The organism is Pseudoalteromonas sp. CO325X (assembly GCF_004208955.1).
GTDB classification, from domain to species: Bacteria; Pseudomonadota; Gammaproteobacteria; order Enterobacterales; family Alteromonadaceae; genus Pseudoalteromonas; species Pseudoalteromonas ruthenica.
In genome coordinates this window covers 1-26,380 of the sequence record NZ_SGPG01000020.1, presented here as the reverse complement: position 1 = coordinate 26,380, position 26,380 = coordinate 1, and the positions used below count along the sequence as shown (strand labels likewise).

29 protein-coding genes are annotated in these 26,380 nt (G+C 46.7%); 8 read left to right on the top strand and 21 right to left on the bottom strand.

Annotation, left to right across the window (positions count from 1 at the left end):
* Window positions 1-9 precede the first annotated feature (9 nt).
* Window positions 10-1,053 carry a polysaccharide deacetylase family protein gene (locus EXT46_RS10040; RefSeq protein ID WP_130147045.1) on the top strand — a complete coding sequence of 348 codons (1,044 nt, stop codon included), beginning with the start codon at window positions 10-12 and terminating at the stop codon, window positions 1,051-1,053.
* On the opposite strand, the gene EXT46_RS10035 is transcribed toward EXT46_RS10040, so the two are convergent.
* The 13 genes from EXT46_RS10035 to EXT46_RS09975 form a co-directional block, all read right to left on the bottom strand.
* Window positions 1,031-2,062: a chemotaxis response regulator protein-glutamate methylesterase gene (locus EXT46_RS10035; RefSeq protein WP_045979087.1), complete on the bottom strand. Its 1,032-nt coding sequence runs from the start codon at window positions 2,060-2,062 to the stop codon at window positions 1,031-1,033. The two genes, EXT46_RS10040 and EXT46_RS10035, sit on opposite strands and share 23 nt — an antisense overlap.
* 8 nt (window positions 2,063-2,070) lie before the next feature.
* The gene (gene cheD, locus EXT46_RS10030) at window positions 2,071-2,688 is read right to left on the bottom strand and encodes a chemoreceptor glutamine deamidase CheD (protein WP_022943714.1); all 618 of its coding nucleotides are present in this window, start codon (window positions 2,686-2,688) and stop codon (window positions 2,071-2,073) included.
* On the bottom strand, window positions 2,685-3,506 hold the full coding sequence (locus EXT46_RS10025) for a protein-glutamate O-methyltransferase CheR (RefSeq protein ID WP_022943713.1): 822 nt from the start codon (window positions 3,504-3,506) through the stop codon (window positions 2,685-2,687). The genes cheD and EXT46_RS10025 overlap by 4 nt, the downstream gene beginning before the upstream one ends.
* A 59-nt stretch (window positions 3,507-3,565) precedes the next feature.
* A complete protein-coding gene (locus EXT46_RS10020) occupies window positions 3,566-6,274 on the bottom strand; it encodes a methyl-accepting chemotaxis protein (protein ID WP_130147043.1) in 2,709 nt (902 codons plus the stop codon).
* A gap of 31 nt (window positions 6,275-6,305) precedes the next feature.
* A complete protein-coding gene (locus EXT46_RS10015) occupies window positions 6,306-6,788 on the bottom strand; it encodes a chemotaxis protein CheW (RefSeq protein ID WP_130147041.1) in 483 nt (160 codons plus the stop codon).
* Window positions 6,785-8,881: a chemotaxis protein CheA gene (locus EXT46_RS10010; protein WP_130147039.1), complete on the bottom strand. Its 2,097-nt coding sequence runs from the start codon at window positions 8,879-8,881 to the stop codon at window positions 6,785-6,787. The genes EXT46_RS10015 and EXT46_RS10010 overlap by 4 nt, the downstream gene beginning before the upstream one ends.
* A 12-nt stretch (window positions 8,882-8,893) precedes the next feature.
* Entirely contained in the window at window positions 8,894-9,256 is a 363-nt protein-coding gene (locus EXT46_RS10005; RefSeq protein WP_026110938.1) for a response regulator, read from the bottom strand.
* A 13-nt stretch (window positions 9,257-9,269) separates the two neighbouring features.
* Complete coding sequence (locus EXT46_RS10000) at window positions 9,270-9,539, bottom strand: STAS domain-containing protein (RefSeq protein WP_130147037.1); 270 nt, start codon at window positions 9,537-9,539, stop codon at window positions 9,270-9,272.
* 160 nt (window positions 9,540-9,699) lie between these two features.
* A complete protein-coding gene (locus EXT46_RS09995; protein ID WP_130147035.1) occupies window positions 9,700-10,305 on the bottom strand; it encodes an SCO family protein in 606 nt (201 codons plus the stop codon).
* Window positions 10,295-11,203, bottom strand: a complete 909-nt coding sequence (cyoE, locus tag EXT46_RS09990) for a heme o synthase (protein WP_130147033.1) — start codon at window positions 11,201-11,203, stop codon at window positions 10,295-10,297. The genes EXT46_RS09995 and cyoE overlap by 11 nt, the downstream gene beginning before the upstream one ends.
* 14 nt (window positions 11,204-11,217) lie before the next feature.
* Window positions 11,218-12,207: a COX15/CtaA family protein gene (locus EXT46_RS09985; RefSeq protein WP_022943705.1), complete on the bottom strand. Its 990-nt coding sequence runs from the start codon at window positions 12,205-12,207 to the stop codon at window positions 11,218-11,220.
* A gap of 10 nt (window positions 12,208-12,217) precedes the next feature.
* Window positions 12,218-12,721 (bottom strand): hypothetical protein, encoded by a 504-nt coding sequence (locus EXT46_RS09980; protein WP_045979081.1) that lies wholly within the window; start codon window positions 12,719-12,721, stop codon window positions 12,218-12,220.
* Window positions 12,708-13,442 carry an SURF1 family protein gene (locus EXT46_RS09975; protein ID WP_022943703.1) on the bottom strand — a complete coding sequence of 245 codons (735 nt, stop codon included), beginning with the start codon at window positions 13,440-13,442 and terminating at the stop codon, window positions 12,708-12,710. Before EXT46_RS09975 ends, EXT46_RS09980 begins: the two co-directional genes overlap by 14 nt.
* A 29-nt stretch (window positions 13,443-13,471) precedes the next feature.
* On the opposite strand from EXT46_RS09975, the gene EXT46_RS09970 reads away from it, so the two are divergent.
* Window positions 13,472-13,774, top strand: coding sequence for a DUF2909 domain-containing protein (locus tag EXT46_RS09970; protein ID WP_081604362.1), 303 nt, complete (start codon window positions 13,472-13,474; stop codon window positions 13,772-13,774).
* On the opposite strand, the gene EXT46_RS09965 is transcribed toward EXT46_RS09970, so the two are convergent.
* The 5 genes from EXT46_RS09965 to lexA all read right to left on the bottom strand — a co-directional run bounded on the left by EXT46_RS09965 (window position 13,674) and on the right by lexA (window position 18,751).
* Window positions 13,674-14,549, bottom strand: coding sequence for a cytochrome c oxidase subunit 3 (locus EXT46_RS09965; protein WP_130147031.1), 876 nt, complete (start codon window positions 14,547-14,549; stop codon window positions 13,674-13,676). The genes EXT46_RS09970 and EXT46_RS09965 overlap by 101 nt on opposite strands.
* A gap of 19 nt (window positions 14,550-14,568) precedes the next feature.
* Complete coding sequence (locus EXT46_RS09960; protein ID WP_022943701.1) at window positions 14,569-15,111, bottom strand: cytochrome c oxidase assembly protein; 543 nt, start codon at window positions 15,109-15,111, stop codon at window positions 14,569-14,571.
* Window positions 15,111-16,685, bottom strand: a complete 1,575-nt coding sequence (ctaD, locus tag EXT46_RS09955; RefSeq protein WP_022943700.1) for a cytochrome c oxidase subunit I — start codon at window positions 16,683-16,685, stop codon at window positions 15,111-15,113. The genes EXT46_RS09960 and ctaD overlap by 1 nt, the downstream gene beginning before the upstream one ends.
* A complete protein-coding gene (gene coxB / locus EXT46_RS09950; protein ID WP_130147029.1) occupies window positions 16,682-17,815 on the bottom strand; it encodes a cytochrome c oxidase subunit II in 1,134 nt (377 codons plus the stop codon). Before coxB ends, ctaD begins: the two co-directional genes overlap by 4 nt.
* Window positions 17,816-18,133: 318 nt before the next feature.
* Window positions 18,134-18,751, bottom strand: a complete 618-nt coding sequence (gene lexA / locus EXT46_RS09945) for a transcriptional repressor LexA (protein WP_022943698.1) — start codon at window positions 18,749-18,751, stop codon at window positions 18,134-18,136.
* A gap of 219 nt (window positions 18,752-18,970) precedes the next feature.
* Between lexA and EXT46_RS09940 the strand changes: the two genes are divergently transcribed.
* Both EXT46_RS09940 and EXT46_RS09935 read left to right on the top strand, forming a co-directional pair.
* Window positions 18,971-19,720 (top strand): HNH endonuclease family protein, encoded by a 750-nt coding sequence (locus EXT46_RS09940; RefSeq protein ID WP_130147027.1) that lies wholly within the window; start codon window positions 18,971-18,973, stop codon window positions 19,718-19,720.
* A 65-nt stretch (window positions 19,721-19,785) separates the two neighbouring features.
* Window positions 19,786-20,151, top strand: a complete 366-nt coding sequence (locus EXT46_RS09935; RefSeq protein ID WP_130147025.1) for an STAS/SEC14 domain-containing protein — start codon at window positions 19,786-19,788, stop codon at window positions 20,149-20,151.
* Here the strand turns inward: EXT46_RS09935 and EXT46_RS09930 are convergent, their stop codons facing one another.
* Window positions 20,152-20,682 (bottom strand): DUF924 family protein, encoded by a 531-nt coding sequence (locus EXT46_RS09930; RefSeq protein ID WP_130147023.1) that lies wholly within the window; start codon window positions 20,680-20,682, stop codon window positions 20,152-20,154.
* A 98-nt stretch (window positions 20,683-20,780) separates the two neighbouring features.
* Between EXT46_RS09930 and grxB the strand changes: the two genes are divergently transcribed.
* The 3 genes from grxB (at window position 20,781) to EXT46_RS09915 (ending at window position 22,616) form a co-directional block, all read left to right on the top strand.
* Window positions 20,781-21,416: a glutaredoxin 2 gene (gene grxB / locus EXT46_RS09925; protein WP_130147021.1), complete on the top strand. Its 636-nt coding sequence runs from the start codon at window positions 20,781-20,783 to the stop codon at window positions 21,414-21,416.
* Between the two features lie 9 nt (window positions 21,417-21,425).
* Window positions 21,426-21,884, top strand: coding sequence for a hotdog fold thioesterase (locus tag EXT46_RS09920; RefSeq protein WP_053909958.1), 459 nt, complete (start codon window positions 21,426-21,428; stop codon window positions 21,882-21,884).
* A 330-nt stretch (window positions 21,885-22,214) separates the two neighbouring features.
* Window positions 22,215-22,616 carry a lysozyme inhibitor LprI family protein gene (locus EXT46_RS09915; RefSeq protein WP_130147019.1) on the top strand — a complete coding sequence of 134 codons (402 nt, stop codon included), beginning with the start codon at window positions 22,215-22,217 and terminating at the stop codon, window positions 22,614-22,616.
* 455 nt (window positions 22,617-23,071) lie between these two features.
* Here EXT46_RS09915 and EXT46_RS09910 read toward each other — a convergent pair whose 3' ends face one another.
* On the bottom strand, window positions 23,072-24,163 hold the full coding sequence (locus tag EXT46_RS09910) for a hypothetical protein (RefSeq protein WP_130147017.1): 1,092 nt from the start codon (window positions 24,161-24,163) through the stop codon (window positions 23,072-23,074).
* Window positions 24,164-24,521: 358 nt separating this feature from the next.
* On the opposite strand from EXT46_RS09910, the gene lepB reads away from it, so the two are divergent.
* Entirely contained in the window at window positions 24,522-25,595 is a 1,074-nt protein-coding gene (gene lepB / locus EXT46_RS09905) for a signal peptidase I (protein ID WP_130147014.1), read from the top strand.
* 692 nt (window positions 25,596-26,287) lie between these two features.
* Here the strand turns inward: lepB and EXT46_RS09900 are convergent.
* On the bottom strand, window positions 26,288-26,380 hold a 93-nt coding region (locus EXT46_RS09900), incomplete at its 5' end, for a hypothetical protein (protein ID WP_130145475.1).

The window sequence follows — 26,380 nt, the reverse complement described above, 5'->3', positions numbered from 1 at the left end:
GTGGGTATTATGTTTAAAAAAGTGTCCCATGTAGTAATTTTCTCTTTCTTTGCACTGGCGTGCGCATCGGCTCAAGCTGCCGTTATTCTACAGTATCATCACGTAAGTAAAACCTTGCCTAAGGTCACCAGTGTTGATGCCAGTACATTTCGTGCTCATATGCAGTACCTTAAAAAAAATGATTTTGAAGTCATTGCGTTAGACACTCTGATTGAAGGACTCAAAAAGGGCGAAAGCTATAATGATAAAACCGTGGCCATTACCTTTGATGATGGTTACGACAACAACATTGAGCAAGCAGCGCCTATTCTTAACGAGTTCGGCTACCCCTATACCATATTTGTTAACCCCAAACTTATTGATGAGCAGCGCAGCTATGTCATGACCTGGGAGCAGCTCAAGACACTCAGTCAGCAAGGTGCCCTTATCGCCAATCATAGCGCTCAGCATGACTATCTGCACCACCGCTTAGATGGCGAGACTGACGCCCAATGGCAAGAGCGTATCCGCGCGGATTTACAGTATTCAGAAAAACGTATAGAGGAAGAGGTGGGTTACAGCTTAAAGTATTTAGCCTACCCTTATGGCGAATTTGACCGAGCCTTGCAACAGCTGGTGCAAGACATGGGTTATGTTGGCATAGGACAACATTCAGGGGCCGTAGGCCCAGACAACGACTTTACGCGTTTACCACGTTTTCCTGCATCTGGTTTTTATGCAGACTTGGATACCCTGTCTACTAAACTGGCATCCCTGCCGTTTCATATCGATACCTTAATCTATGACGATACAGTCACGACAAAACGCCAACCTGAACTGACGATCTCTTTCAAAGAAAAAGGCTTTCATCAAAATCAATTCGCTTGCTATGTGTCTGGTCAAGGTCGGGCCGAACTCAACTGGCTCTCTGCTAAGCAGGTTAAAATCACCGCTAAACAAGAGTTGGGAGACGGGCGTGCCCGTTACAACTGCACTGCGCCTTCACAACAAGCGAGCGGGCGCTACTTTTGGTTTTCACAACCTTGGGTGATCACTTCTTCGCCTGCTCAATAAGCCATTGCGGAGATTTAGCTAAGCTCAAGGTTACCTGTGCGGCCCCAAGGTCAATGGCGGCCTTGGGCATGCCCCAAACCACTGAACTTGCCTGATCCTGGGCCGCTGTTACTGCTCCTGCCTGTTTTAACTGTAACAGCCCCTTGGCACCATCAGCCCCCATGCCCGTTAGTAATAGTGCACAGGTGTGCTTAGCTAGTTGTTGCTCAACAATGGACGAAAACATCACATCCACCGCTGGACGATGACGATTAACCGGTTCGCTTGATGACAACCGACACACCAGTTTACCGCCTTTACGCTGCACCATCAGGTGCTCGCCACCTGGCGCGATATAGATATTGCCCGCCTTAATGACTTGCTCATCACTTGCCTCATGCACCTGCATCGCACAAACATTATTCATACGTATGGCAAAAGACTGGCTGAATACCGGTGGTATGTGTTGGGTGATAACCACCGCAGGGAAGTTTTCAGGTAAGCGAGTGATCACTTCTTTAATAGCTTCTGTACCACCGGTAGATGCACCTATGGCTACGAGGTGGTTGAGTTTAAACTGTTGGTCTTTTTGAACGGTTACCGGCGCAAGTGTTTTGCTGGAGTGACGACGAATGTTGGCCTTAGCCGCAGTGCGCACTTTTTGCTGTACTGAACCTGCATAAGCTTGCATTTGGGCGCGAACATTATTGGTGGGCTTAGCAACAAAGTCTACAGCTCCCAACTCCAACGCTTCGAGTGTAATAGGTGCGCCCTGCTGGGTCAGTGTCGAAATCATCACCACCGGCATTGGTCGCAAGCGCATGAGGTTTTTTAAAAAGCTGATGCCATCCATTTTTGGCATTTCAATATCGAGAGTGAGCACATCGGGGTTGAGCTGTTTTATCATCTCCCTTGCTTGGTAGGGATCGCTGGCACAGCCCACCACCTCCATATCATGGGCGTCAGTGATAATTTCCTTTAATAGTGACTGGATTAGCGCTGAGTCATCGATAATTAATACACGGATCATGGTCACTCCTAAAACAGCTCAATATCGGTATTGCTGTCTGTCTGCTCAAGATCGCGCAGGTATTTCAGTTCTCGTTTCTGAATGGTGTCGTTGTGCATTGTGCGCAGCTTTTTCACCTTCACTGCGCCTGACTCTGGGTGAAAGAGCACTTTTCTCGGCCAAGGGCCACCTACATCATGTGCAACCAAGTTGAGCCCTTCCTCCTTTAGATATGCATTGGCAAAGCGGATATTGCCCATACCGACATCGGTCATAGAGCGAATAATCTTACCGCCACCAAATAGTTTCACTTGTAGGTTCTTGCGCAATCCACCATTTTTAACAATTTCATTAATCAAAAATTCCATTGCCCAGTTCCCATAGCGGCAGTCGGTGCTATCGGGATCTATTTGCTCCAGCTGCAAAGAGCTGGGTAACATAAAATGATTCATACCACCGATTCCCATTACCGGGTCGTAGATACACGCGGCGATACATGACCCCAGTACCGTTGACACCAACTCATCTTGCTTGGTGACATAAAACTCACCGGGCAACACCTTAGCCATCACTTTATTGCGGCCTGAGTCCCAAAACCGTTTTATTTGCTCAAACCCGCGTAAGGTTGGCTTGAATGCTGGGTTCATGAACCGACCTTAGAATACATAGTGCGACCTAGGTTATTGAACTGAGTTTGCTCTTTACCCATGGTTTCGGAGTGACCTAAAAATAGGTGCCCTCCGGGTTTGAGCCGCTGTGCAAATAAATTGTAGAGGTGCTCTTTGGTCACTTTGTCGAAGTAAATCACTACATTTCGGCAAAAAATAACGTCGAATTGGCCCTTCATAGGCCAAGGCTCGAGTAAGTTTAAGCGCTTAAAGGTTATGTACTTTTGTAGTGCCTGCTTCACTTTCATTTGTTCGCCACTGCGACTTTTTAAAAACCATGTTTTCAACAGTGGCTCCGGGATCCCTGTGACCTGTCGCTGGTTGTATACTCCTTGTTGTGCGCTGTGCAGCACATTGGAATCTAAATCGGTCGCGAGAATCTTGATATCCCAGCCAACACGCGGACAAACTTTGGCAACCGACATCGCAATGGAGTATGGTTCCTCGCCTGTGGAACACCCTGCCGACCAGATACGAATTTTATGATCGCGAGTATTTTCTTTTAACGCTCGCGGGAGCAGCTCCTTTTCTAGGTAATCGAAGTGGTGCTTCTCACGGTAAAATGACGTTAGATTGGTGGTCAATGCGTTAATAAAGTGGCTAAGCTCCTGCTCGGGATGCTGCTCCAAAAACGCTAGATATTGCTTGAATTTGGTAAACCCGTATTGGCGCAACCGTTTTGCCAGCCGCGAATACACCATTTCTCGTTTATGCGGTCCGAGCACGATGCCGCACGCTTGATAAACTTGCCCAGCAATACTTTTAAAGTCTTTATCTGTAAAAATAAACTCCGACATTGCTGGGCCTCCTCGCCAATACGCACTTTAGTTGGGCACGTCATGTAGCCACTACGCTATTAAAATTCTTCCCACTCGTCTCCATCGTCAACAAAGTTATTCCCTGAGGGGGCAGGTGATTTATTTGCTTGCGTTTTAGCTCCGTTCAACCGTTTCACTGCACTACTTGGGCTCGTACTCATATCCGGAAGAGCTGCTTGCATATTGATGGAGAAAAAACTCAGTAGCTGGCGCATACTATTGGCCTGCTCCGCCATCGATTCGCTAGCAGCAGAGGCTTGTTCAACCAAGGCTGCATTTTGTTGAGTCATCTCATCCATTTGCGCCACGGCTTTATTTACTTGTTCAATACCTGAACTTTGCTCAATTGAGGCTTCTGAAATATCAGAGATCATTTGCGTTACTTTTTGCACCGACTCAACAATGTCCTGCAACGTTGCACCTGATTCATTCACTAATACGGTGCCATCCTCAACCTTGCCGACACTGTCACGGATAAGCTCCTTAATTTCTTTGGCCGCACCCGCTGAGCGTTGTGCTAAGTTACGCACTTCACCGGCAACCACCGCAAAGCCGCGACCTTGCTCACCAGCTCGGGCCGCTTCCACGGCGGCATTAAGCGCAAGTAAGTTGGTTTGAAAAGCAATCTCATCAATGACACCAATAATATCGGCAATTTTCTTACTCGCTTCGTTAATCTCTGCCATGCCTGAGACGGCACGATTAACCACGTCGCCACCTTGCTTGGCCTTGTCGCATGTTTTCTCTGCAAGCTCACTAGCAACCTTGGCATTATCGGCATTTTGCTTCACCGTGCTGGTCATCTCTTCCATACTTGATGCCGTTTCTTCCAACGATGAGGCTTGTTCCTCGGTACGCTGGCTTAAATCGGTGTTCCCTTGCGAGATTTCCTCCGCTCCAGTTGCCACCAAGTTGGCTGAGCTGGTGATCTTCTCAATCATCTCGGTGAGCTTATCAGCGGTACTGTTGGCATCACGCTTGAGCTTTTCGAAGGCCCCCTGGAAGTCACTATCAATACGCTTCGTTAAATCACCATGAGCTAATGAATCCAGCATAGTGGCCGTTTCATCCACTGCTTCATCTACCACCTCTACCAGTTGGTTAAGGCCTTTAGATAAACGCAGGAAGAAGTCATCTTTGCCATCTAAACTCACGCGAGCGTTCAGCTCCCCTCGGCGAGCAGCGCCTACTAAGTCATTAATTTCTTTCTCAATAGAGACCTCGGCGGTGCGATCGTCCCACTCGACTACGGTTCCCGCACGCTCACCTTCCTCGGTTAATATTGGGTTGGCAACTAATCCGAAGGTCCGCCCACCGACGACAATCTCTGTACTGTAGGTGGTAGAGAGTTTCTCTAACATTGAGCGTTGATGCGCTGGGTTTTTATGGAATACATCAATGTTTTGACCAAGCAAGTTGCTACTGTCGAAGTTGGGTAAGTCTTTGCGTAAGTCTCGCTCAGCATTGCGCATCATGTTGACCACCGCCTCGTTCAAATACACAATATTATGGTCATTGTCGGCAATCATGGTATTGGTCGAGACATTATCTAAGGCACGGCGTACACGTAGGTTCTCTCGTGCTGCCTGTTTTTGTTTCTCCTCACGAGCAAGCTCTTCGGTCAAATCCTGCCATTCAACAATGGTTCCTAAACGCTTGCCATCTTCGTCAACCCAAGGCGATGCTATTAGGTTGAAAGTCAGCCCGGCAAGTTTAAGGTTAGTGTTGTAGGGGTCATCAAGTTTTGCCAGCATTGCTCGCTGGTGCGATGGTTTAGCATGGAAGTCATCCACACACGTTCCTATCAAGTCATCCACTTTAAAGTTAGGCAATGCTGATTGAATTTGTTTTTCGCGATTGCGCAGCATGGCTTTGACTTGTTCGTTAACAAACACAATATTAAGGTCGTTGTCAGCCATCATGACATTGGCTTGGCAAACCTTTAATGCACTTGCTAGGCGCGCTGACTCCCGTGCTTGTCGTTCTTGTTGGCGCTGCTCGGTGATGTCAGTGGCATATTTCACTACCTTTACAGGGTCACCATTCATATCAAAAATAGGGTTGTAGGATGCTTGGATCCATATTTCTGCGCCATTCTTACCGATACGTTTGTATTGTCCTGAATTATACTCACCTTGGCTTAAGCGCTGCCAAAACACGGTATACTCAGGGCTTGCCGCCTCCTCAGGGGGGACAAACATGCGATGATGCTGGCCTTTAATCTCTTCCAAGCGGTAGCCCAAGGTTGATAAGAAGTTATCATTGGCAGTGATAATGGTGCCATCTAACTCGAACTCTATCACTGCTTGAACCCGTGATATCGCTTTTGCCCGTCCTTCTAGCTCAGCGCGCTTGAGCTTAATTTCGGTAATATCAGTGGCAAACTTGACCACCTTAACGACCTCACCCTGCTGATTCATGACGGGGTTATACGATGCTTGGATCCAGACATCTTCCCCGGATTTACCTACACGCCGAAACTCATTAGCAATATATTCGCCGGCGCTCAAGCGCTGCCAAAAACGTTTATATTCGGGGCTTGAAGCCTCCTTGGCGTCGACAAATAATCGGTGATGTTGACCTTGGATTTCTTCAAGGTTATAACCCATCACGCGCAGGAAGTTATCATTAGCGGTTAAGATGTTCCCCGATGGGGTGAATTCGATCACTGCTTGAGACCTGTTTAATGCTTTTAATAGCATTGTGTCTTCGCTTGAAGTGTTAGATTCCTTAGTAAACCAGCCCATGCTTTTCCACCCTGTTAGTACTTGTTCGCCATTAACAATCGAGTATTTTTGGCAAATCCAGAAGAATGACCATGGCTTCCCCTACATTAACGAGTCGCTCCACCAATTCGTTGTCGCTTGAATCGTTAAATTCCGGGATCCCTTTCGCATCCTGTTGATTAATTGCGTAAACATCGGACACAGCGTCAACCACCAAGCCCATTACCTTAGTTTTCTCTCTTACTTGCTCTTTAACCACGATGACGACCGTCAGTGGCCCGTAAGGCTGAGCTTTAATCCCAAAGCGCAAACGCAAGTCAATGATCGGTACAATAGTTCCTCTGAGGTTAATGACCCCTTTGATATAATCTGGGGCATTAGGAATCGCGGTTATTTCCTCCCAACCACGTATTTCTTGTACACTCAGGATATCCATGCCGTACTCTTCGTCAGCCATCATGAATGTCAGGTATTGCTGAATGTGACCCTGATTATTCTGCAAGATAATATGTTCGTTAATGCCTTCTACTTTCATACCTGCTCCTCATGCAGGGCTGCAGCATCAATGAGTACCTCTTGTGCACCTGGCTTTTTCAAACCGGCCATTTTGGTTAACCCGGCAATATCAACGATCAGCGATACCCGCCCATCTCCGAGAATAGTTGCACCGGAAACACCATCAACCTTCTGATAGTTCGCCTCTAAACTTTTTATTACCACTTGCTGTTGCGCCAGTAAGTCGTCCACCAGCAGACCCACTTTTTGGTTATCACACTCGACCACGACCAGAAGAGCTTTATCAAGTTCGGTAATGGCATCATGATGATTGAACAATTGGTATAACCGTAAAATGGGAATGTATTCATCACGCAGCCGCAGTACCTCCAAGCTTTTGCCGACCCGGCTGACCTTATTCGTATCAATTTGTAATGACTCAACGATGGTAATGAGCGGCACGATATAGGTATGTTCGGCAATGCGGACCAGTTGACCATCTAAGATAGCGAGCGTTAGTGGCAAACGGATGGTAAAAGTTGACCCCGTACCGGGTGTCGACACCACCTCGATAGAACCGCTTAAGGAGCTAATGTTCTGGCGCACCACATCCATCCCGACACCGCGCCCGGAGATGTCACTCACTTCGTCGGCTGTGGAGAACCCTGGTTCGAAAATGAGCTCGTTAACGTCGTCGTCACTGAGCTCTTCATTGCCATCGATTAGGCCATTAGCGATGGCTTTTTCTCTGATTTTTTCGGTATTTAGGCCTCGGCCATCGTCCATTATTTCAATCACAATATTGCCGCCTTGGTGAAAGGCGTTGAGTGTCACCGTGCCAATTTCAGGTTTACCACTTTGTTTACGCTGTTCTGGCGTCTCTAGGCCGTGATCTAACGAATTGCGCACTAAATGCACCATGGGATCAGAGATCTTCTCCATCACTGTTTTATCAAGCTCGGTACCCTCGCCAAGAATCTTTAACTCCACCTGCTTACCGAGTTTTTGCGATATATCTCGAACTAAACGTGGGAATCGGCTGAATACAAAGCTAATTGGCAGCATGCGAATACGCATGACATTTTCTTGTAAATCGCGGGTATTATGCGCTAACTGTGCAAGCCCTTCCTGCAGCGCAGCCAGGGTATTTTCGGTCACTTCCTGCTCACCCAGTTGGCTGAGCATGGATTGCGTAATAACCAGTTCACCCACCATATTGATTAACGAGTCAATTTTATCTATGCCAACACGGATGGAAGTCGACTCATTAGATTTAGCTTTATTTGCTTTGCCTTTACTTGCCGGTGCTTGAGTCGCTTGGGCCACCGGTTCGTTTTCACTTGATTGCTGTGCAGCATCATCGCGCTCCAGTGGTTCAGTCGGCGCGGATGATTCCTGCTCTGAGAACAAGCCTCCGCACAGACTAATATCGATATCAGCATCATCTTCTACCCACTCAAACACTTCCTTAATTTGCTCTTGTGTTGCTTCAGTTTGCAAAAATACTTTCCAAGACATGAAGCATTCATCACCCTGAAGATTCTGAATTTCAGGGATGGCGGATAAATCAGCTTCAACTTCAATGGATCCGAGATCCCCCAAGTCACTGAGCATAAACAGAGGTTCGTTGCCTGTTTTGAATAAATGATGGTGCGGTTTAAATAAAATTTGATAGGTGTTAGTTTCTGCTTGCTGCGACGGTGAAGCGCTTGCTTCATTTTCGTTGGCCGCCACTTCCCCTTCACTTAGACCAAGAATTTCCTCAAATTGTTGCTGTAGCTCCTTGGCAGTGTCTAGCTCTGGCTCTTGTTCGCTTTGCAGTGCCTGCAACATCTCTCGCAAGCAGTCGACCGAACGCAATAGCAGGTTTACGTGCTGTGCTTCAAGTTGACGCTGACCTTGGCGTATTTGGTCCAGCAAGGTTTCTAAAACGTGGGTAAAATCGGACACTGAAGTGAACCCAAAAGTACCACTGCCGCCTTTGATTGAATGGGCTGCGCGGAAGATGGTATTGAGCGTTTCGCTATCGGCTTCGCCTGGAGTAAGATTTAACAGCTCACTCTCCATGGCATCAAGGCCCTCGAAACTCTCCTCAAAGAAGACTTCGAAAAATTGGCTGAGATCGATACTCATAGCCGCGCAGCCTTAGCGAATTACTTTTTTCATTACTGCAAGTAGTTGGTCTGGATTAAAGGGTTTAACTATCCAGCCGGTAGCCCCCGCAGCCTTGCCCTCAGACTTTTTATCTAGCCCGGATTCGGTAGTAAGCATAAGCAAAGGGGTAAATTTGTAATCACCTAAGGTTCTTAGCTCTCGAATCAAGGTGATGCCATCCATAACCGGCATATTGACGTCTGAAATCACGGCATCGAACTTATCCTTTTTGGCGATCGCTAACGCTTCACTGCCATCTTTCGCTTCAGTGACTTCATAACCTGCCTTTTTCAAGGTAAAGCTCACCATTTGACGCATTGAAGCTGAGTCATCCACGGCTAGAATCTTCGTCATACCCACCCCTAATTTAGTTTCCATTTAGCGCTAAATAATTGGCTACACCCAAGCTTTGACAAGCGTTTATGAGCGCTTCACTCGAGCCTTCCCATGTAATGCTGTGATCGCCAAGTTGTAATGCTTTTTGTAACGCACACAAGAGCTGAATACAGGCAGTATCGGCGCGAGTTACATCGCTCATATCCAAACAGAGATCACTGCCCTGCTGGAGCTGCTTCAGTAGCTCTGTCTGTAAATTTTCAACTTGTGAAATGGTTAATTCGTTAGGCAACCTAAACATAAATTATGCTTGAGCATTTAACATTTCTCATATCAAAAGCTTAGACCTAGTTAGTTAGATTGCCAGCGCATTTTTGTAAAAAAATCTTTAAATAAATAGAGAGTTAGGTGAGTTGGCTGCCTATGTATAGACAACCGAAGGGGGACACGCTGGTACAGGCTCAGCCACCGTAGTAGCTGAGTATAGATTTAAGGTCCTTGATCATGGTGTCTGTATTAATAGTTGGTACACTGCCAGCTTTAAATTCAGGTTTGAAGATAGCCCGTATTTTCCCATGCGGATCGACCAGTGCCACCGAGGCACTGTGGTCCACTAAATAGTCTCCTATTTGCTCTTCAGTCACTGCATAAATTAGCCCTAAATTCTGGACAAAGGGGTAAAGCGCCTTGTGCGGTCCCGACACGGCCTGATAATTAGGATTAAAGTAATTAATATACTGTAGACGCTTTTGTGCAGTATCGCGATTAGGATCTACTGATATAAACCAAACGTTTATATCTTCTATGGCAAGCTTTTTTTCTACCTGCCGGAGCTTTGCCAAGGTCATGGGACACACATCAGGGCAACTGGTGTAACCTAAAAACAGCAAATCCCACTGCGATTTTAAGTCATCAACGCCGACATCGTTGCCGTGTTGATTTTTCAGCTTAAATGGCTTCACGACTTTGGCTGGCTCATACACCAGCGCATCAACCTCTAATGTCGGCTTTGAACACCCTTGTAGCAGAACAGAAAATAGTGCGGCCGTGCCTAATTTACGCCACATAAAACATCCACTTATCTATAAATAATGCGACAAAGAGTACCATTAAATGCACAATTGAAAACTTAAAAACGGCCATTGCACTGCGATGGTCCTGTTCGCGCTTTAAACGCCAAGCGTAGGCAATAAACACACCATTAAGAATAACTGCTGATAACAAGTAAAATAGCCCTGACATACCAATTAAATAGGGCAAGATGCACACTAAGGCGAGAATCACGGTATACGCCAATATACATGTTTTACAAAAATCGATACCGTGCGTCACAGGTAGCATAGGCACATTCGCTCGACGATAATCTGCCTCTCTAGCAATAGCTAAAGCCCAAAAATGCGGAGGGGTCCAAGTAAAAATGATCATCACCAAGAGCCATGGTGCTGCAGCAAGTTGCCCCGTTTCACTAACCCAACCGAGCAAAGGAGGCATCGCCCCTGCAAGCCCACCAATAACAATATTTTGAGGCGTCGCCCGCTTTAGAAATAATGTATATACAACTGCGTAACCCACCAGTGCCATCAGCGTTAAAATGGCACACAGCCAGTTAGCAGCGCTAACCAAAGCAGCAAACCCAAGCCCACCAATCAGTGCTGCAAACATAAAGCCATTGCGCTCACTCACTCTGCCACGGGCCACCGGGCGATGGCGAGTGCGAGCCATTTTCATATCAATTTCTCGGTCCACAATATGGTTAATCACCGCTGCGGCTGCTGATAATAAGCCGATACCCAGTAAGCTCACTGCTTGCAATAACCAACTGCGCCCCATGTCGGGAGCTAAAGCTACGCCAACCCAAGCGGTTAATACCAACATCAGCACAACCTTCGCTTTGCACATGGCTAAATAATCACGCCATGTGGTGTCTTTACTATCTCCGTACTGCCAATAAATCGCTTTGCTCATAGCCTGCTCCCTTATTAACTTTTTGATTTTTGTAGATAACACAACCGCACTAAGGTCAGTAATAGCAATAGCGCCATCAAGTTATGGGCAAGTGCCACATTTAACGGAATACTCATCTGTACTAACGCGATACCTAAACTTATTTGCGCCACTAAGGCCGCCACAACCCAGCCACACGCCTGTTTAATCATCTGTGATTGCGCACTGCGAAATACCTGCCACATGGCACTGAGCAACACCACGGCGGTAATGAGTGCGCCAAAGCGATGCAATAGATGAATAGACATACGCGATTCGAACGACAACACCCCAAACTCATAATTACTGTGCTCGGTAGGTAGCTGGAAAACACTACTGAGTGAGAACGCCTCACTGCCCGCACACATCGGGAAACCAATACAATGTGTGGCTGCATAATTTGCCGCGAGCCATCCCCCTAAGGCAATCTGTATCACCACCACAACTAACGCGGACAGGCTCCAACCTAGACTTGCTCGCGCTCCGGGGTCGCCACCAAATACGGGCTGAGAATGGGTTCGCAGGTAAAGTAACCACAGTAAGCTAGCAATGGAAAAGCCACCAAGAAGATGCCCCATCACCACCAAAGGTTGTAAATTCATGGTCACCGTCCACATGCCCAGTAAGGCTTGGAAAATAACCAGTAACAACAACACCATTGGTAGACGCAACGGGACATGAGGTAACTTTGCATGGCGTAATGCATACACTGCTAAAGCTAGGATCAATAAGCCTAGGCCGCCGGCAAAATAGCGATGCACCATCTCTTTGAGGGCTTTACCTTGATCTACCTGCGCACCAGGAAAGTGCTGCTGCACTTTTTGTATTTCATGGGCTTGATCGGGTACGGTGAGAAAGCCATAACAACCGGGCCAGTCAGGGCACCCTAGTCCTGCATCACTTAAACGTGTATAAGCGCCCAAGCCCACCACCAACACTGCGAGAATGGCAGTGCATAACACCAGAGTTTTATAATTTTTTGTCATACTGGCCTCGTTAGCTGCTGCGAGAATAGTTAAGTAGTTTTTTAATGTCTTTTAGTAATCCTTTGTGGATAAGTCGGTTTTGCTGCTCCTGCTCAGCGTAGTCATATTCCAATACCACCAAACCATGGCGATCTATCAAGTACAGATGACCTGCTTTTAATGCACTGGGCACTGAATCCACATGCAACACCTCGGGTACCTCGGCGCTGCGTGGCCTCTCCCCTAATACTGCCATGCGCACCTTACTTTGGTTTTTCCCGAGCGCTACATAGAGCGACTGCATGTCTTGCCACTGGGCTTGGCAAGGGTCACAATCAGCTTGATTCACTAGCGCGATAGTCCAGGGCGACACGGGGTACTGGCCCCACTGTTCAAGTTCCACCTGCTCACTCATTAAAGTGCCGTTATTACTGGTACTTGCTGGTAGCCAGCCACTTTTAAGAACGGCAATAGCCGCAACAACGGGAATAATGAAACAAGCAATAAAAATCACTAATGGTTTACGATTTGTCATACCCTCTCCTTGCACGCCAAAAGGCGGTAAGCGCAATCAATAACGCCGCTAAGGCGATGAGAAACCACTGCCATGCATAGGCTATATGCTTTTCTGCAGGCATGGTCACAGGCTGGTAATGTGGCTCGGTAGCAACTAACGGCGAAGGCGTTTGCGCATACGCCATAAAATTATAAACGGGGACTCTCGCTTGATTCGCGATTTGTGTTATATCGATTTGCTGTACACGCTTAGGCCAACCCATTGATGGTGAGCTTTGCGCCAAGGTAATTGACCCTAACGGGCCTTCTTTAATGAGCACATCATCAAGCGTTATCTGTGTCGGTAGCTGCAACTGAGGCAGTTGCTCACGTGTTGTTGGCGCAACAATGAAGCCAAGGTTGACCAGTAGCCAGCGACTAGCTCCTTGAGGCATAACCAACACCAATACGTCGTAGCCAACCCGGCCTTGATAAACCTGGTTATCAAGCAACCAGTAGTGCTGTAGCACACGACCAGACACTGCGGTTTGCATACCTGTGGCATCAACATCTGAATTGATCAGGCGCTGAGCTTGGGTAAAAGGAATGCGCCCTTTACTGGCCCATTGCTGCAATAGCTGCTCGCGCTCTTGCTTTTGCTCGGCGCGATCTAACTGCCAGAAACCCAAGCCTACACAAGTACTTACTACTAACACGACAATGCTACTCCACAAAAATGCGCTAAGCTTATGAGTATTCACTCGCACACCAATTAGAGGAAAACTGCACTGTGCTTATAAAAATTATTATTGTTGCGCTGCTACTTTTTGTCATATACACCTTATTCCGTGCCATGTTGGCTATGCTGAAGTCTGACTCCAAGGTGCCGATGTCGCACTACCTAGGCAAACGTGTTGCCTTGTGCGCCATCGTCCTGATTATTATTCTGCTCGCACAGCAAGCTGGCTTGCTGCGCTTTAACCCTTCTCCGATCACAACACATACACAAATACGAATAGACACAACCACACCACATCAACAAAGTGCCAATACCAAGCCGCAGCCTGAAATGCGAAGTGCTTTTCACTGCTAAAGTGCCCTTTGATTACGCGAATGAGTACCACGGTAAGCATGATCGCCCCTAAGGTGACATGCATACCGTGGAAGCCTGTGAGCAAGAAGAAGGTATTGCCATAAATACCCGAGTCTAACTTAAGGCCTAAATCCTGATATGCGTGAATATATTCTTCACCTTGAAGAAACAGAAATATCGCGCCGAGTATCACCGTCAGGGCAAGAAATACCGTAAGCTGTTTACGGTTGTCTTTCTCAATTGCAGTATGCGCAAACTGTAAAGTCACCGAAGAAACTAGCAAAATAATGGTATTAATTAGCGGCAAACCTTGCCATCCCATAGCCTGAGTTGTATCACCGCCTGGTGTTAACTCTAGCGGCCATGAGGCGCTAAATTCAGGCCATAACACTTCGTTGGTCATCAAGTTATTACCTTCGCCACCAAGCCAAGGTACAGCCAACATACGGGCATAAAATAGTGCCCCAAAAAAAGCGCCAAAGAACATGACTTCTGAGAAAATGAACCAGCTCATCCCTTGTTTAAAAGAACGATCCATTTGCGCCGAATACAAGCCACTTTGTGACTCATTAATCACATTGCGAAACCACCCCACCAGCATGTACACCAGCACCGCAATACCAGCAATAAGCCAATAGGTACCAGAGCCACCGCCTTGCTCTAACTGCATAACGCTAAGACCCGCGCCCACAGCGATAAAAAACAACGCAACAGCTCCCACTATCGGCCAGGGGCTTTGCTCCGGAACATAATATTTTTCGTATTGATTACTCATTTCGTTAACCTCGCTCGGTTTATCGCGCTTGCGCTGCGAGTAAGTCTTGTCGCTTAGCGCTGATATCAAAGAGGGTGTAAGACAGCGTTAATTCCTCATACTCCTGCGGCAACGCAGGGTCGACATAAAAGCGCAATTGGTATTCAAGCCGTTCATTGGCTTGTAGCGGCTGCTGGTCAAAGCAAAAACACGCCAATTTGTGTAAATACTTGGCTGCGAGCCCTGGAGAAACAGATGGAATAGCCTGCATGACTCGCGGCTCACCACTGGTATTCGCTGCGGCAAATGTCACCACTGTCATCGCCCCGGGTTTCACCACCACTTCTTGCTTTTGCGCTAACACTTCAAAGGGGGCACCACTTTGCGCATGGGTTGTAAAGCTCACCGTCACTTCGCGAGAGTCATCCACATGCTCGCTTTGCTGCGCCTGTTCGAGTGAGGGCTTACCATTAAGCCCTGTTACTTCGCAGAACACGTCGTAAAGCGGCACCAAGGCAAAGGCGAACGCAAACATGCCGATGACGCTGATGACTAGTTTCTTTAATAACGGTGCGTGGTTCATTACTGCACCTTAGGTGGCGTTTCAAAGGTGTGGTAGGGTGCCGGAGATGCTACCTCCCACTCCAAGCCTTCTGCGCCATCCCACACTTTCGCTGGTGCTTGCTCTCCAGCCTTGATGCACTTGAACACCACGGCAACAAACAGCAGTTGAGAGAGTCCAAAGGCGAAACCACCAATACTGATAATGGCGTTAAAATCAGCAAACTGCAGCGCATAGTCTGGAATACGCCGTGGCATACCCGCCAAACCTACAAAATGCATGGGGAAGAACAGCACATTAACGCTGACTAACGACAGCCAGAAATGCCATTTCGCCAACGTGGTGCTATACATGTGCCCAGTCCATTTTGGCAGCCAGTAATAAGCAGCGGCCATAATCGAGAACACCGCCCCGGTCACTAAAACATAGTGGAAGTGCGCCACCACGAAGTAGGTGTCATGGTACTGGAAATCCACTGGGGTAATTGCCAACATCAACCCTGAGAAGCCCCCGAGGGTAAACAACACAATAAAGGCGATAGCAAACATCATTGGTATTTCAAAGCTGATGGCACCGCGCCACATAGTGGCTACCCAGTTAAATACTTTTACTCCCGTTGGCACCGATATCAACATGGTCGAGTACATAAAGAACAATTCCCCGGCCAGTGGCATACCGGTGGTAAACATATGGTGGGCCCACACCACGAAAGACAGCAAGGCGATGGAGGCCGTGGCATATACCATGGACGAATAGCCAAACAGTTTTTTGCGTGAAAAGGTAGGAACTATGGTGGAGATAATGCCAAACGCTGGCAAAATCATAATGTACACTTCCGGGTGACCAAAGAACCAAAAGATATGCTGGAACATCACAGGGTCGCCACCACCGGCGGCATTGAAGAAATCAGTGCCAAAATACTTATCAGTGAGCACCATGGTCACCGCACCCGCCAACACCGGCATCACTGCAATTAATAAAAACGCAGTGATCAACCAGGTCCACACAAACAGCGGTAATTTCATCCACTTCATCCCTGGAGCACGCATATTAACGATAGTCACAATGACATTAATGGCCCCCATGATGGAGCTTATCCCCATAATGTGAATGGCAAATACAAACAGGGCAGTATTGTCGTTGCTGTAGGTGGTCGATAAGGGCGCATAGAAGGTCCACCCAAAGGCCGGACCGCCGCCTTCCATAAACAGCGACAGCAATAAGATGGCAAAAGCGAATGGCAGAATCCAAAAGCTCCAGTTATTCATTCGCGGCAAAGCCATATCTGGCGCGCCAATCATCATGGGGATCATCCAGTTAGCTAAGCCCGTAAAGGCAGGCATCACGGCGCCGAAGACCATAATCAAACCGTGTACTGTGGTCATTTGGTTGAAAAAATGAGGGTCAACCAGCTGAAGTCCTGGTTGGAATAGCTCGGCTCGGATCACCATTGCCATGGCGCCACCGGTTAAAAACATCAACAACGAAAATAATAAGTACAAGGTGCCGATGTCTTTGTGGTTAGTAGTAAAAAGCCAGCGTTTAATTCCGGTTGCAGGCCCGTGATGTTCATGTGTTGCAGCTGCTGTACTCATTGTTCCTCCCCATCAATATAGGCCTGAATCACGCTTGGTTGAACGATGTCACCGGTTTCATTACCAAAGGCATTGCGTTGGTAAGTAACCACCGCTGCCAACTCTTTAAGCGTAAGTTGACCGACAAATGCCTGCATCGCAGTCCCTGGCTTACCGTGCAGCACAATATCGATATGGTCGTTAATATCGCCGGTGGCTATGGGACTGCCTTTAATGGCGGGGAAGACTCCAGGTAAACCAAGCCCCGTAGGCTGATGACAAGCTGCGCAGCGAGTGATGTACACTTGCTCGCCCGATGCCATAAGCTCATCTTCTGAGAGGATTTGTTCTAGCAGCTCAGCATCAGCCTGCGCCTGAGCTTGCTTCGCTTGTTTCTGCTCTGCCAGCCAAGCGTCAAACTCTTCAGGGGGTTTTGCTTCTACGACCACCGGCATAAAGCCGTGGTCTTTGCCGCATAACTCGGCGCACTGGCCGCGATACGTACCCGGTTCGTTTACGCGCGTCCAAGCTTCGTTGATAAACCCAGGGTTAGCGTCTTTCTTTACTGCAAAATCGGGCACCCACCAAGAGTGAATGACGTCATCCGAGGTCATTAAAAAACGTACTTTTTGATTAGTGGGAATGACCAAGGGTTTATCTACTTCGAGGAGGTAATTGTCGCCCTTATTTTGCGCATTTTTGATTTGCTCTTGAGGCGTAGACAGCAGTGAGTAAAAGCCCACATCGTGACCCATATACTCGTAGTGCCATTTCCATTGTGATCCAGTCACCTTAATGGTGATATCGGCCTTTGATGTATCCTCCATAGCAATCAGGGTTTTGGTGGCCGGAACAGCCATGGCTATGAGAATAACAAATGGAATCGCTGTCCAAAGTATTTCTACTTTGGTGCTTTCATGAAAGGTAGCGGGGGTGACCCCTTTTGACTTGCGGTGTTTGAGCAGCGCCCAAAACATCACCGCGAAAACAACCACACCAATCACACAGCATATAATAAATATGGTCATGTGTAGTTGGTAAACATTTTCGCTAATGTCAGTTACCCCTTGGCGCAAGTTGTACTTGCTATTCGCGGACACCAATTGAGGGAATAACAGACATAGCAACATGAGGGAGCTCAGCTTCTTCATGTGTACCATCTCCTTATTGTTGCGCAATGCAAGGAAGAGGCGGTTACAGCTTAATACCCAATCTTCGTTATTATTATGCTTTTACCAGTCGACAACTTTGACCCTAAACAAACTGTTGAAAAACCGACCAGCAAAGCCTGTAATATAACCAATTAGTCAAAGATTGAGCTAATAGCAAGTTAATACACTATTTTTGTTTACGTTTTATTAATAAATTAACAGGGAGATTCAAACTGTTAGAAAGCACTGTGGCTAAGGAGGGAACGTGGGGAAAGCCCCTAATAACCGACCTATTAGAGGCAAAATAAGTAAATTTAATTACATCCAGTCGGCGTTTCGGATCACACCTACAGCTAAGCCTTCAATATTAAAGGATTCGTTTTCTAAATCGACTTCAATGGGTGTGAATTCTTCATTCTCTGCATGCAGCAGAACCTTACGCCCAGCTTTTTCTAAGCGCTTCACGGTGACATCTTCATCAACCCGCGCGACCACCACTTGGCCGTTTTCAGCCACCTGAGTGCGATGTACCGCTAATAAGTCGCCATCCATGATGCCGATGTCTTTCATACTCATGCCATTTACGCGCAGCAAGTAATCTGCAGCAGGCTTGAACAACAATGGGTCTATCTGGCAGTGACTCTCTATATGCTGTTGGGCAAGAATAGGCTCGCCCGCAGCAACGCGGCCAATTAAAGGCAGGCCCAATTGTTCGGGTTCTTCTTCCTCGACCAATTGAATACCTCGACTCGCGCCAGGCTTCATTTTAATTACGCCTTTCTTAGCCAACGCCTTAAGATGTTCTTCTGCGGCGTTAGCACTGCGAAACCCCAGTGTTTGTGCAATTTCTGCACGCGTCGGCGGCATGCCGGTATCTTTAATAAAGACTTTAATCAGCTCAAGAATTTGCGATTGGCGTTTAGTTAATGGGCGCATACAACTGGGTTTCCATACAGTACATTTAACTGTGAGTATATACAGTTAAATGAAAATCGCAAATAAAATCAGGGAATTTGCTGACTGTTGCAACCTTAATTAATGCAACTTCGCTTTTGTTCATATGCAACCTCACCTCATACTCATAAAGTGATAGGTGACGAATGCGCGACAATGCTTTAAAGTAGCGCTGTTTTAGTCATATTATTAAGCAGTTAGATGACTCGCCAAGGTGTATTTTCAGCGTTCCTTTTACTTATTTCGGCACTGACGATAGGTGCGTGCAAAGCCGATACGGTCAAGATGTCGCGCAGCGGCCTTTGTCACCCTGAAGACTCTGCTCATTATCAACGCACTCAATCTTTCACTCCCTATGCGAACTTAGAAAGCTGTCTAGCAGACGGTGGACGTTTACCAAAGAACTACACTAAACACACATCAGAAAATAGTTATCATCGGGATAACTGGCCACATTGGTTAGACACCGATCACGACTGCCAAGACGCCCGTGCTGAAGTGCTGATTGCCCAATCACACACTAATGTAAGCTACACCACCCAGGCGCGCTGCACCGTCACCAGCGGTCAGTGGCATGACCCTTATTCAGGGCAGATACTACGCAATGACGATGACTTAGATATAGACCATATTGTGCCGCTTAAATTTGCCTATGAACACGGTGCTGCCACCTGGAGTCGTTCGCAAAAGGCACAATTTGCCAACGATATGGAGAACTTGCTTGCTGTTGATGATGGCCTAAATCGTAGCAAAGGAGCAAAAGGTCCTTGGCAATGGTTGCCGCCGCACCAAGATTACCGTTGTCAGTACATTCAGCGCTTTAATTACATCATGAGCAAGTATGACCTTCGCTACTCGCAAAGCGAAAAAGACCAAGTTCAGAGTTTGCTGCAAAGCTGCGTAGGTGAAACTTTAAACCTCAGCGCACTGCCCTCAACCGTGCACCAATAACCAACCGTTTGAAAGTAAATATTCTATATTGATAGAGCATCCAATGAACTCGTTGGCGAGGATATATGCTCAATATCACTATAAACGAAACACACAATACTGCCCTACTCGAACCACAAGGCCAGCTGACAGCAGAAGACTTTGCAGCAGCAGTGCGTATTATCGACCCTTACATTGAACAGCATGCAAAGCTACATGCTCTCATTATTGCTACTGAACACTTTCCGGGGTGGGACTCATTTGCCGCGTTACTCTCTCATCTGCAATTTGTGCGTGACCATCATAAAAAGGTGAACAAAGTAGCCATTGCCACCAATTCGTTGCTTGGTGACTTTGCCCAGCAACTAGGCGCACACTTTATTCATGCAGAGGTTAAATCCTTTCGTTATGAACAACGTGAGCAAGCGAAGCAGTGGGCACAAAGCCCTTAACTAAAAGCGGCTACCGGGCTGATTTAAAAACGCCTGCTCAGCGTCGCTCGATTGCCGACCGAGAATATCATTACGATGTGGATAACGCCCAAAACGGTCAATGATTTCTTTGTGAGCCAGTTCATATTTATAATTACTCAAGGGCCGAAAAAGCTGCTCGGCCACCACATGAATCGCCTGGCTCTCACTGTGCATATAGGGCATGTATAAGAAACTACGCTCGGTATCATCAAGTTCCAAAGCAAACTTTTTTTCCACCGCATTCTGCGCCAAACATAAAGCCAGTGTATCGGTTGCAAACGCTTGGGCCGTATCGCGGAACATATTACGAGGAAACTGATCCAGCACTATAATTTCACATAACGCGCCTCGAGCAGATTTTCGCCAAGAATAAAGCTCGCCTTGGCGCGCTGCCTCGTAAGTAGGTAAAAATTGCTTTTTTATTGTGGCGTCAAAGTCGGCGCTTTTTTTAAACCAATCCTGTGGACTGCTGTGAGTAAACCAAAATTCGTAAACGGATTCATATTGCATGATGATCTAATGGCGAAAGTTTGCTTTCGTCCGGCAACTATTGTTTAGTTACAGCTAAGGCCAAAAGGTAGTAATTCGCAAGCTCTGAGGTATTTTTTATGAAGCTGTTTATATTTGAACATTGCCCCTATTGTATAAAGTCGTTACTGGTTGCACGCGCCTTGGGCTTAGAGGTGGACGTACGCTTCCTCCTCAACGATGACGAGGCCACCCCAAACCAGTTAGTGGGCAAAAAAATAGTGCCTATTTTGGTCAAAGATGATGATACCGCGATGGCCGAAAGCTTAGATATTGCCGAGTATTTCTGCACTCTTGCCAACAAGGAGCTGTCACAGGGAGAGCACTTTAATCAAGCCCAACAGTGGGTTGAAAAGCATCTTGAAACCTTTTTACGGCTGACCTTTGTGCGCTGGCCGCAGCTGGCTCTACCGGAATACGCGATTGATACCGCTATCAGCTATTTTCGCGAGAAGAAAGAGCAGCGCCTGGGCGAATCTTTCGATAGCGTGTTAGCCAACAGCGACGCTGATATCGCCACAATGGAACACGCATTGAGTGAGTTAACATGGCTGCAAACCCCAGAACATATTACTTGGGCCGATGTGGCGTTGTTTCCGTTTCTGCGCAACCTCACTGTGGTCAAAGACTTAACCTTTCCAGAGCATGTACGCGACTATGTCGATACATTAGCCACTGAACACCGAATTAAAACCTTTACCCGCGTTGCTGTTTAAGGAATACAGATGAGTATTTGGGCCCAAGAGATTGATTTAGCCTTATGTAAAAAGCTTGATTTAGGTGTAGGTGAAAAAGGCACCTTAATGACTAAACTCGGCATTGAGATCACAGAGATAGGCGACGATTACCTGGTCGCCTGCCTCCCTGTGAGCAACGAATTATATAACCCCATGGGCATTGTTCATGGCGGCGTTTACGTGGCATTAGCCGAAACCGTGGCCAGCTACGCCGCCAATTTTGTGGTCGATACCCGCAAATACTACTGCGTCGGCCAGGAGATCAACGCCAACCACCTTAAAGCCTCACGCACCGGCACACTTAAAGCCGTGACCAAGCCCGTGCATCTAGGCGGCCGCTCATCAGTGTGGGAGATAAAAATTTACAACAGCGCCGGCGATTTGTGTTGTATTTCAAGGATGACGGCTGCGGTGGTTGAGAAGCGTTCAAAAGGCACAGGGCTTTAAAGCGGGATGATCACCTGTAGGTCAGACTTCAGTCTGAAAATAAATAGGCAAGGCTTTAGCCCTGCGAAAGGTGTTTTGAATTGAGCTTTTTCGGAACGTTTCTCAGGATCGGAGAGCAACGTTTAGAGCCTCTAATTAGAGACGCCTTTGTAAACTTCTTATACCAAGACTCTACTATGATCCCTCGATGAAAGCAGGGATGAATAACGATTTTAATGAGCTCATCGACTGTATTCGCAACTCCACTACTTTAAGGCTCTATGAACCGGGTAGAAATCGTGTGAAGTATTTTGAACAGCGTAAACCTAAAGCCACCGGAGGTGTGAACTAATGAAAGCATTATACTTGGCTATCATGACACTGATTACATTTAGTTGTGCTGCTAATTCCAGTAATACAAAGCTCCCTTGCGAAGATGCCACCAACAGTCTTGAATTCGAGCAATGCATAGCGCAGAAAAAAGACGAGTCTGAACACCGCCTAACAAACGAGTTAAGGCTTTTACGGGAGCAAATTCAGATGGCTTATGCTGCAGAGACTCAATTAGGTAACACATTAATCGACCAAGTAGAAAAAACTCAATTGGCATGGAGCGATTTTAAGGCTCAAAGTTGTCAACTTGAGGCATTCGAGATTGAGCAAGGCACAAGTGCGTATGAGACCGCTATAAATAATTGTGAGTTGCGTATGAACCAAACTAGGATAAAGGCTCTTTCCCAGATACTTAATTAGCCCTTTGGAGTAGCAAGGCTGAAGCCTTGCCTACAGAGCGGCCTCCCCAGTAGGTTGGGCTTTAGCCTAACCTTTATGTGAAAAACACATTTGTGTTCTCAGCCCAGAAATCTGGATTGTATTTGTCGAGGCTGAAGGCCTTGCCTATAGAGTAACCTCTTTTGTAGGTTGGGCTTTAGCCTAACCATTTTGGGGAGTTATTGATTGTGTACTAGGCCCCGAACTCTGGAATGTGACCGCCTTTGCCGGTTGCAAGGCTGAAAGCCTCGCCTATAGAGCAACCTCTCCCTGTAGGTTGGGCTTTAGCCTAACCGTTATGTGAAAAACATGTTCGACGCTAAAGTCCTAGTTTTGATGAATATGACCACCTTTGTCGATTGCAGGGCTGAAAGCATCGCCTACAAGGTAGTGCAATACACTCATCTCAATTATGATACGAGTGAGATACAACCTCGTTAAAAGCTGTATATTCGCAGAGTATTATCGTCATAGCTGAAGTATGCCAGCTCCCGTTTTGTTGGATGAAGGCTGAGACGACCAGGTCCGAAAGTAAGCTCACTCAGCTTAACAAACTGTCTATCGCGATCCTGCTGATAGAGTGCAGTGTCAAACTCCTCCCCCTTGCGCTCGGTTAACACAGCATATTTACCATCACTAGAAAAATTATGCCGACTGAAAGTGTCAATGATTTCATCAGCATTGCTTTGATATACTTTCTGCGCAGTGGCACTATTTCCTTCCCAAATAAGCCTATAGAGCGTTTTGCCGCTAAGTAGCCAAACTTTACTATTCCATTTACCTAAGCTGATATCATTACCAAATTCCAGTTGTTGCTTTAATAGCGTATTGGTTTTGTAATTCCAAAAGCGTACTGTATCGCCTACGATGTATGCAATGATAGATTCTGCCTCATTCAGAATAATATGTGTCCGCACTTTGCCTCTAACTTCAATGTCATTGATCGTTTGGGCATCAGCTAACTTCCACGCCCTAAGCAAAGTTTTATCACTTAACCATATTGATACTTGACGTTGCATCGATAGCACTTCATATTCCATATTAAAGTCATCGCTGGGGTGAACTCCCGATACATTAAGCATTCTAGCTGCTGCATCCAAGGAGTTAATGCCCAACAATTCATAATTACCTGAAAGTACGTAGCGGCCTGAGCGACTGACATCGAGATCATAACCTAAAGCAGGCTCAGCCTGACTAATAGATACCAGCTCTCCATTATCCAACAATTTATACAGTTGCGAGCCCGCAAAAAAATATAAGGCTTCATCAGTGTAAGCCATTCTTTGCTCATCTATTGCTGGCGTTAAAGAGAGTGCCTTTAAACTTCCATCAGAAGCGATAACAAAGGCCTCCTTTCGCACAAAAGAGGACAACAGCAAAGCCCCTCCGTTCGGGCTGTACCCTAAATAAGACACCTTTGCATCCAAAGTTTTAGGCATCGCAATTTCATGCTTAATTGTCAGCTGACCCGCCGAGAGACCAAATGACAAAAAGCATAAAATAAGAGCTAGGAATAAGGGGTTTATCATGCTGCCACAAATCCATAGTAATAAGTCATAAAGTCTGAAAAGGTAAGTGATCGTTGAGGGTTAACAGAATGTAATGGCAGCTTTCCTTTCGACATACCCCATGTCGCAACATGTAACTCGATCGCCTTGCTTTCATACTGCTCCAATTCATCAAAGGAAAAACAAAAAGGCAGCATAACCAAGCTATTAACGCATTAGAAGGAGTTGCAGAAGTAATGAGCTTATGGCATCCGTATTTGCACCTCTATTTCTAGTGTATGAACATGCTAAATATGGCTGGGCTAAAGACTGACCTACAACCATATGCTCACTTCTTTTTATAAGCATCAATGTATCAGCCCAATTCCTCTGCATCGACATGGATACATGGAAAATAAAGTTTAAGGTATTCAGTAAACAGCTAATAGAAACACCGGGCTTCAACCTGACTGAAAAAACACCGAATCTTTGGTCTTTAATGGGAATTGTTGTAGAGTCACGATTCCCACCATGGAGAACAAGATATACAAGGATAAGTATGACAACTCAAAAACAGCTGTGGAAACCAAATACTTGGGCTTCGGTCATTTTAGGGGTTTTTATGCAACCTTTCGCGTTCCTTTATGTTAACAGAGGACGGTTATTTTTCGCATATTTGAGCCTTTTTGCACTGGTCGCTCTAATAGGCTCCAAGCTGACACCTTTTTTACCTAGCTACATCGATCTCGCATTTTTATTACTTGTATTGATGTTCATCCACACTCTTTGGCTCGCAAAAACCTATGACAGCAGCCAACACCGTAGTTGGTACGCTAACTGGTGGACATCGCTGTTAGGTTTCACCCTATTTCTGATACTTATATTTTTTACGCGAATCAATGCATTTGAATTGTTTGCTGCACCATCCTCTTCGATGAGCCCTACGTTAACGCCTAATAGCGTAGTGGTGGTAAATAAGCTCGGTTATGAAAATCATCGCTTAGCGGGCATTCAACTAAAAAAAGAATCCCCTTCCAAAAGGCCTCAGCGAGGTAGTCTTATTGTCTTTCAGTTCCCAGAACAGCTTAGTATCAACTACATAAGTCGCGTTGTTGGCCTGCCCGGGGATACGATAGCGCTGAAGGGCAAGCAAGTATTCATTCAACCCGCCTGCGACACGCTCGAAGCTCAATGTGCACCTATGCGAGCTCTACATCAAATTGAGCAAGGCGCAATAAGCGAGCCGCCGTATCAGGGTTATTCAGAGTCGATAGGAGAACACACTTATAACATATGGCTAAACAAACATGCCTCCCCACGAACTGAGCGGTATTATCAAGGAAAATCGAAGTGGAAAGTGCCGGATCACCACTACTTTGTGCTTGGAGATAACCGTGATAATAGCTTAGATAGTCGCTATTGGGGCTTCGTTCCGGTAGACAACATCATAGGTGAAGTAGCATTGAGCTGGTAGATGCTCTCATTGCAACGCAATGATATCAGGAGAAATGATTGAGTATAGATTCGCAGATAAAGTTGAATCTCACTACGCTGTGAATAATTGGTTGTGACTAGGCAATGGCCTTTGGAATGTGACCGTCTTTGGCGGTTTCAAGGCTAAAACCTTGCCTACCACATCAGCACCTGTAGGTTGGGCTTTAGCCTAACCATTTTGGGGAGTTATTGATTGTGTACTAGGTCCCGGTCTCTGGGATATGACCGCCTTTTGCGGTTGCAAGGCTAAAGCCTTGCCTACCACATCTACCCTTGTAGGGTGGGCTTCAGCCTAACCATGTATGAGAAACAGGTAAGGAACACGGTTGTGATTAGGTACTGGCCTCTGGAATGTGACCGCCTTTGCCGGTTGCAAGGCTAAAGCCTTGCCTACATCATCACCCCTGTGGGTTGGGCTTTAGCCTACAACATCGACTCCTGTAGGTTGGGCTTTAGCCTAACCATGTGTGAGAAACATATAAAAACACGGTTGTGTCTAGGTACTGGCCTCTGGAATGTGACCGCCTTTGGCGGTTGCAAGGCTGAAGCCTTGCCTACAACATCACCCCTGTGGGTTGGGCTTTAGCCTAACCTTCAATAACACCCGAATTTCAGGCATAAAAAAAGGCCGCCTAAGCGACCTCTTTTTTAGCGTTTTAGCTATATCATTGATTACTCAACGATAGAAGCTACAACACCAGCACCAACTGTACGGCCACCTTCACGGATTGCGAAGCGTAGACCTTCATCCATCGCGATTGGGCA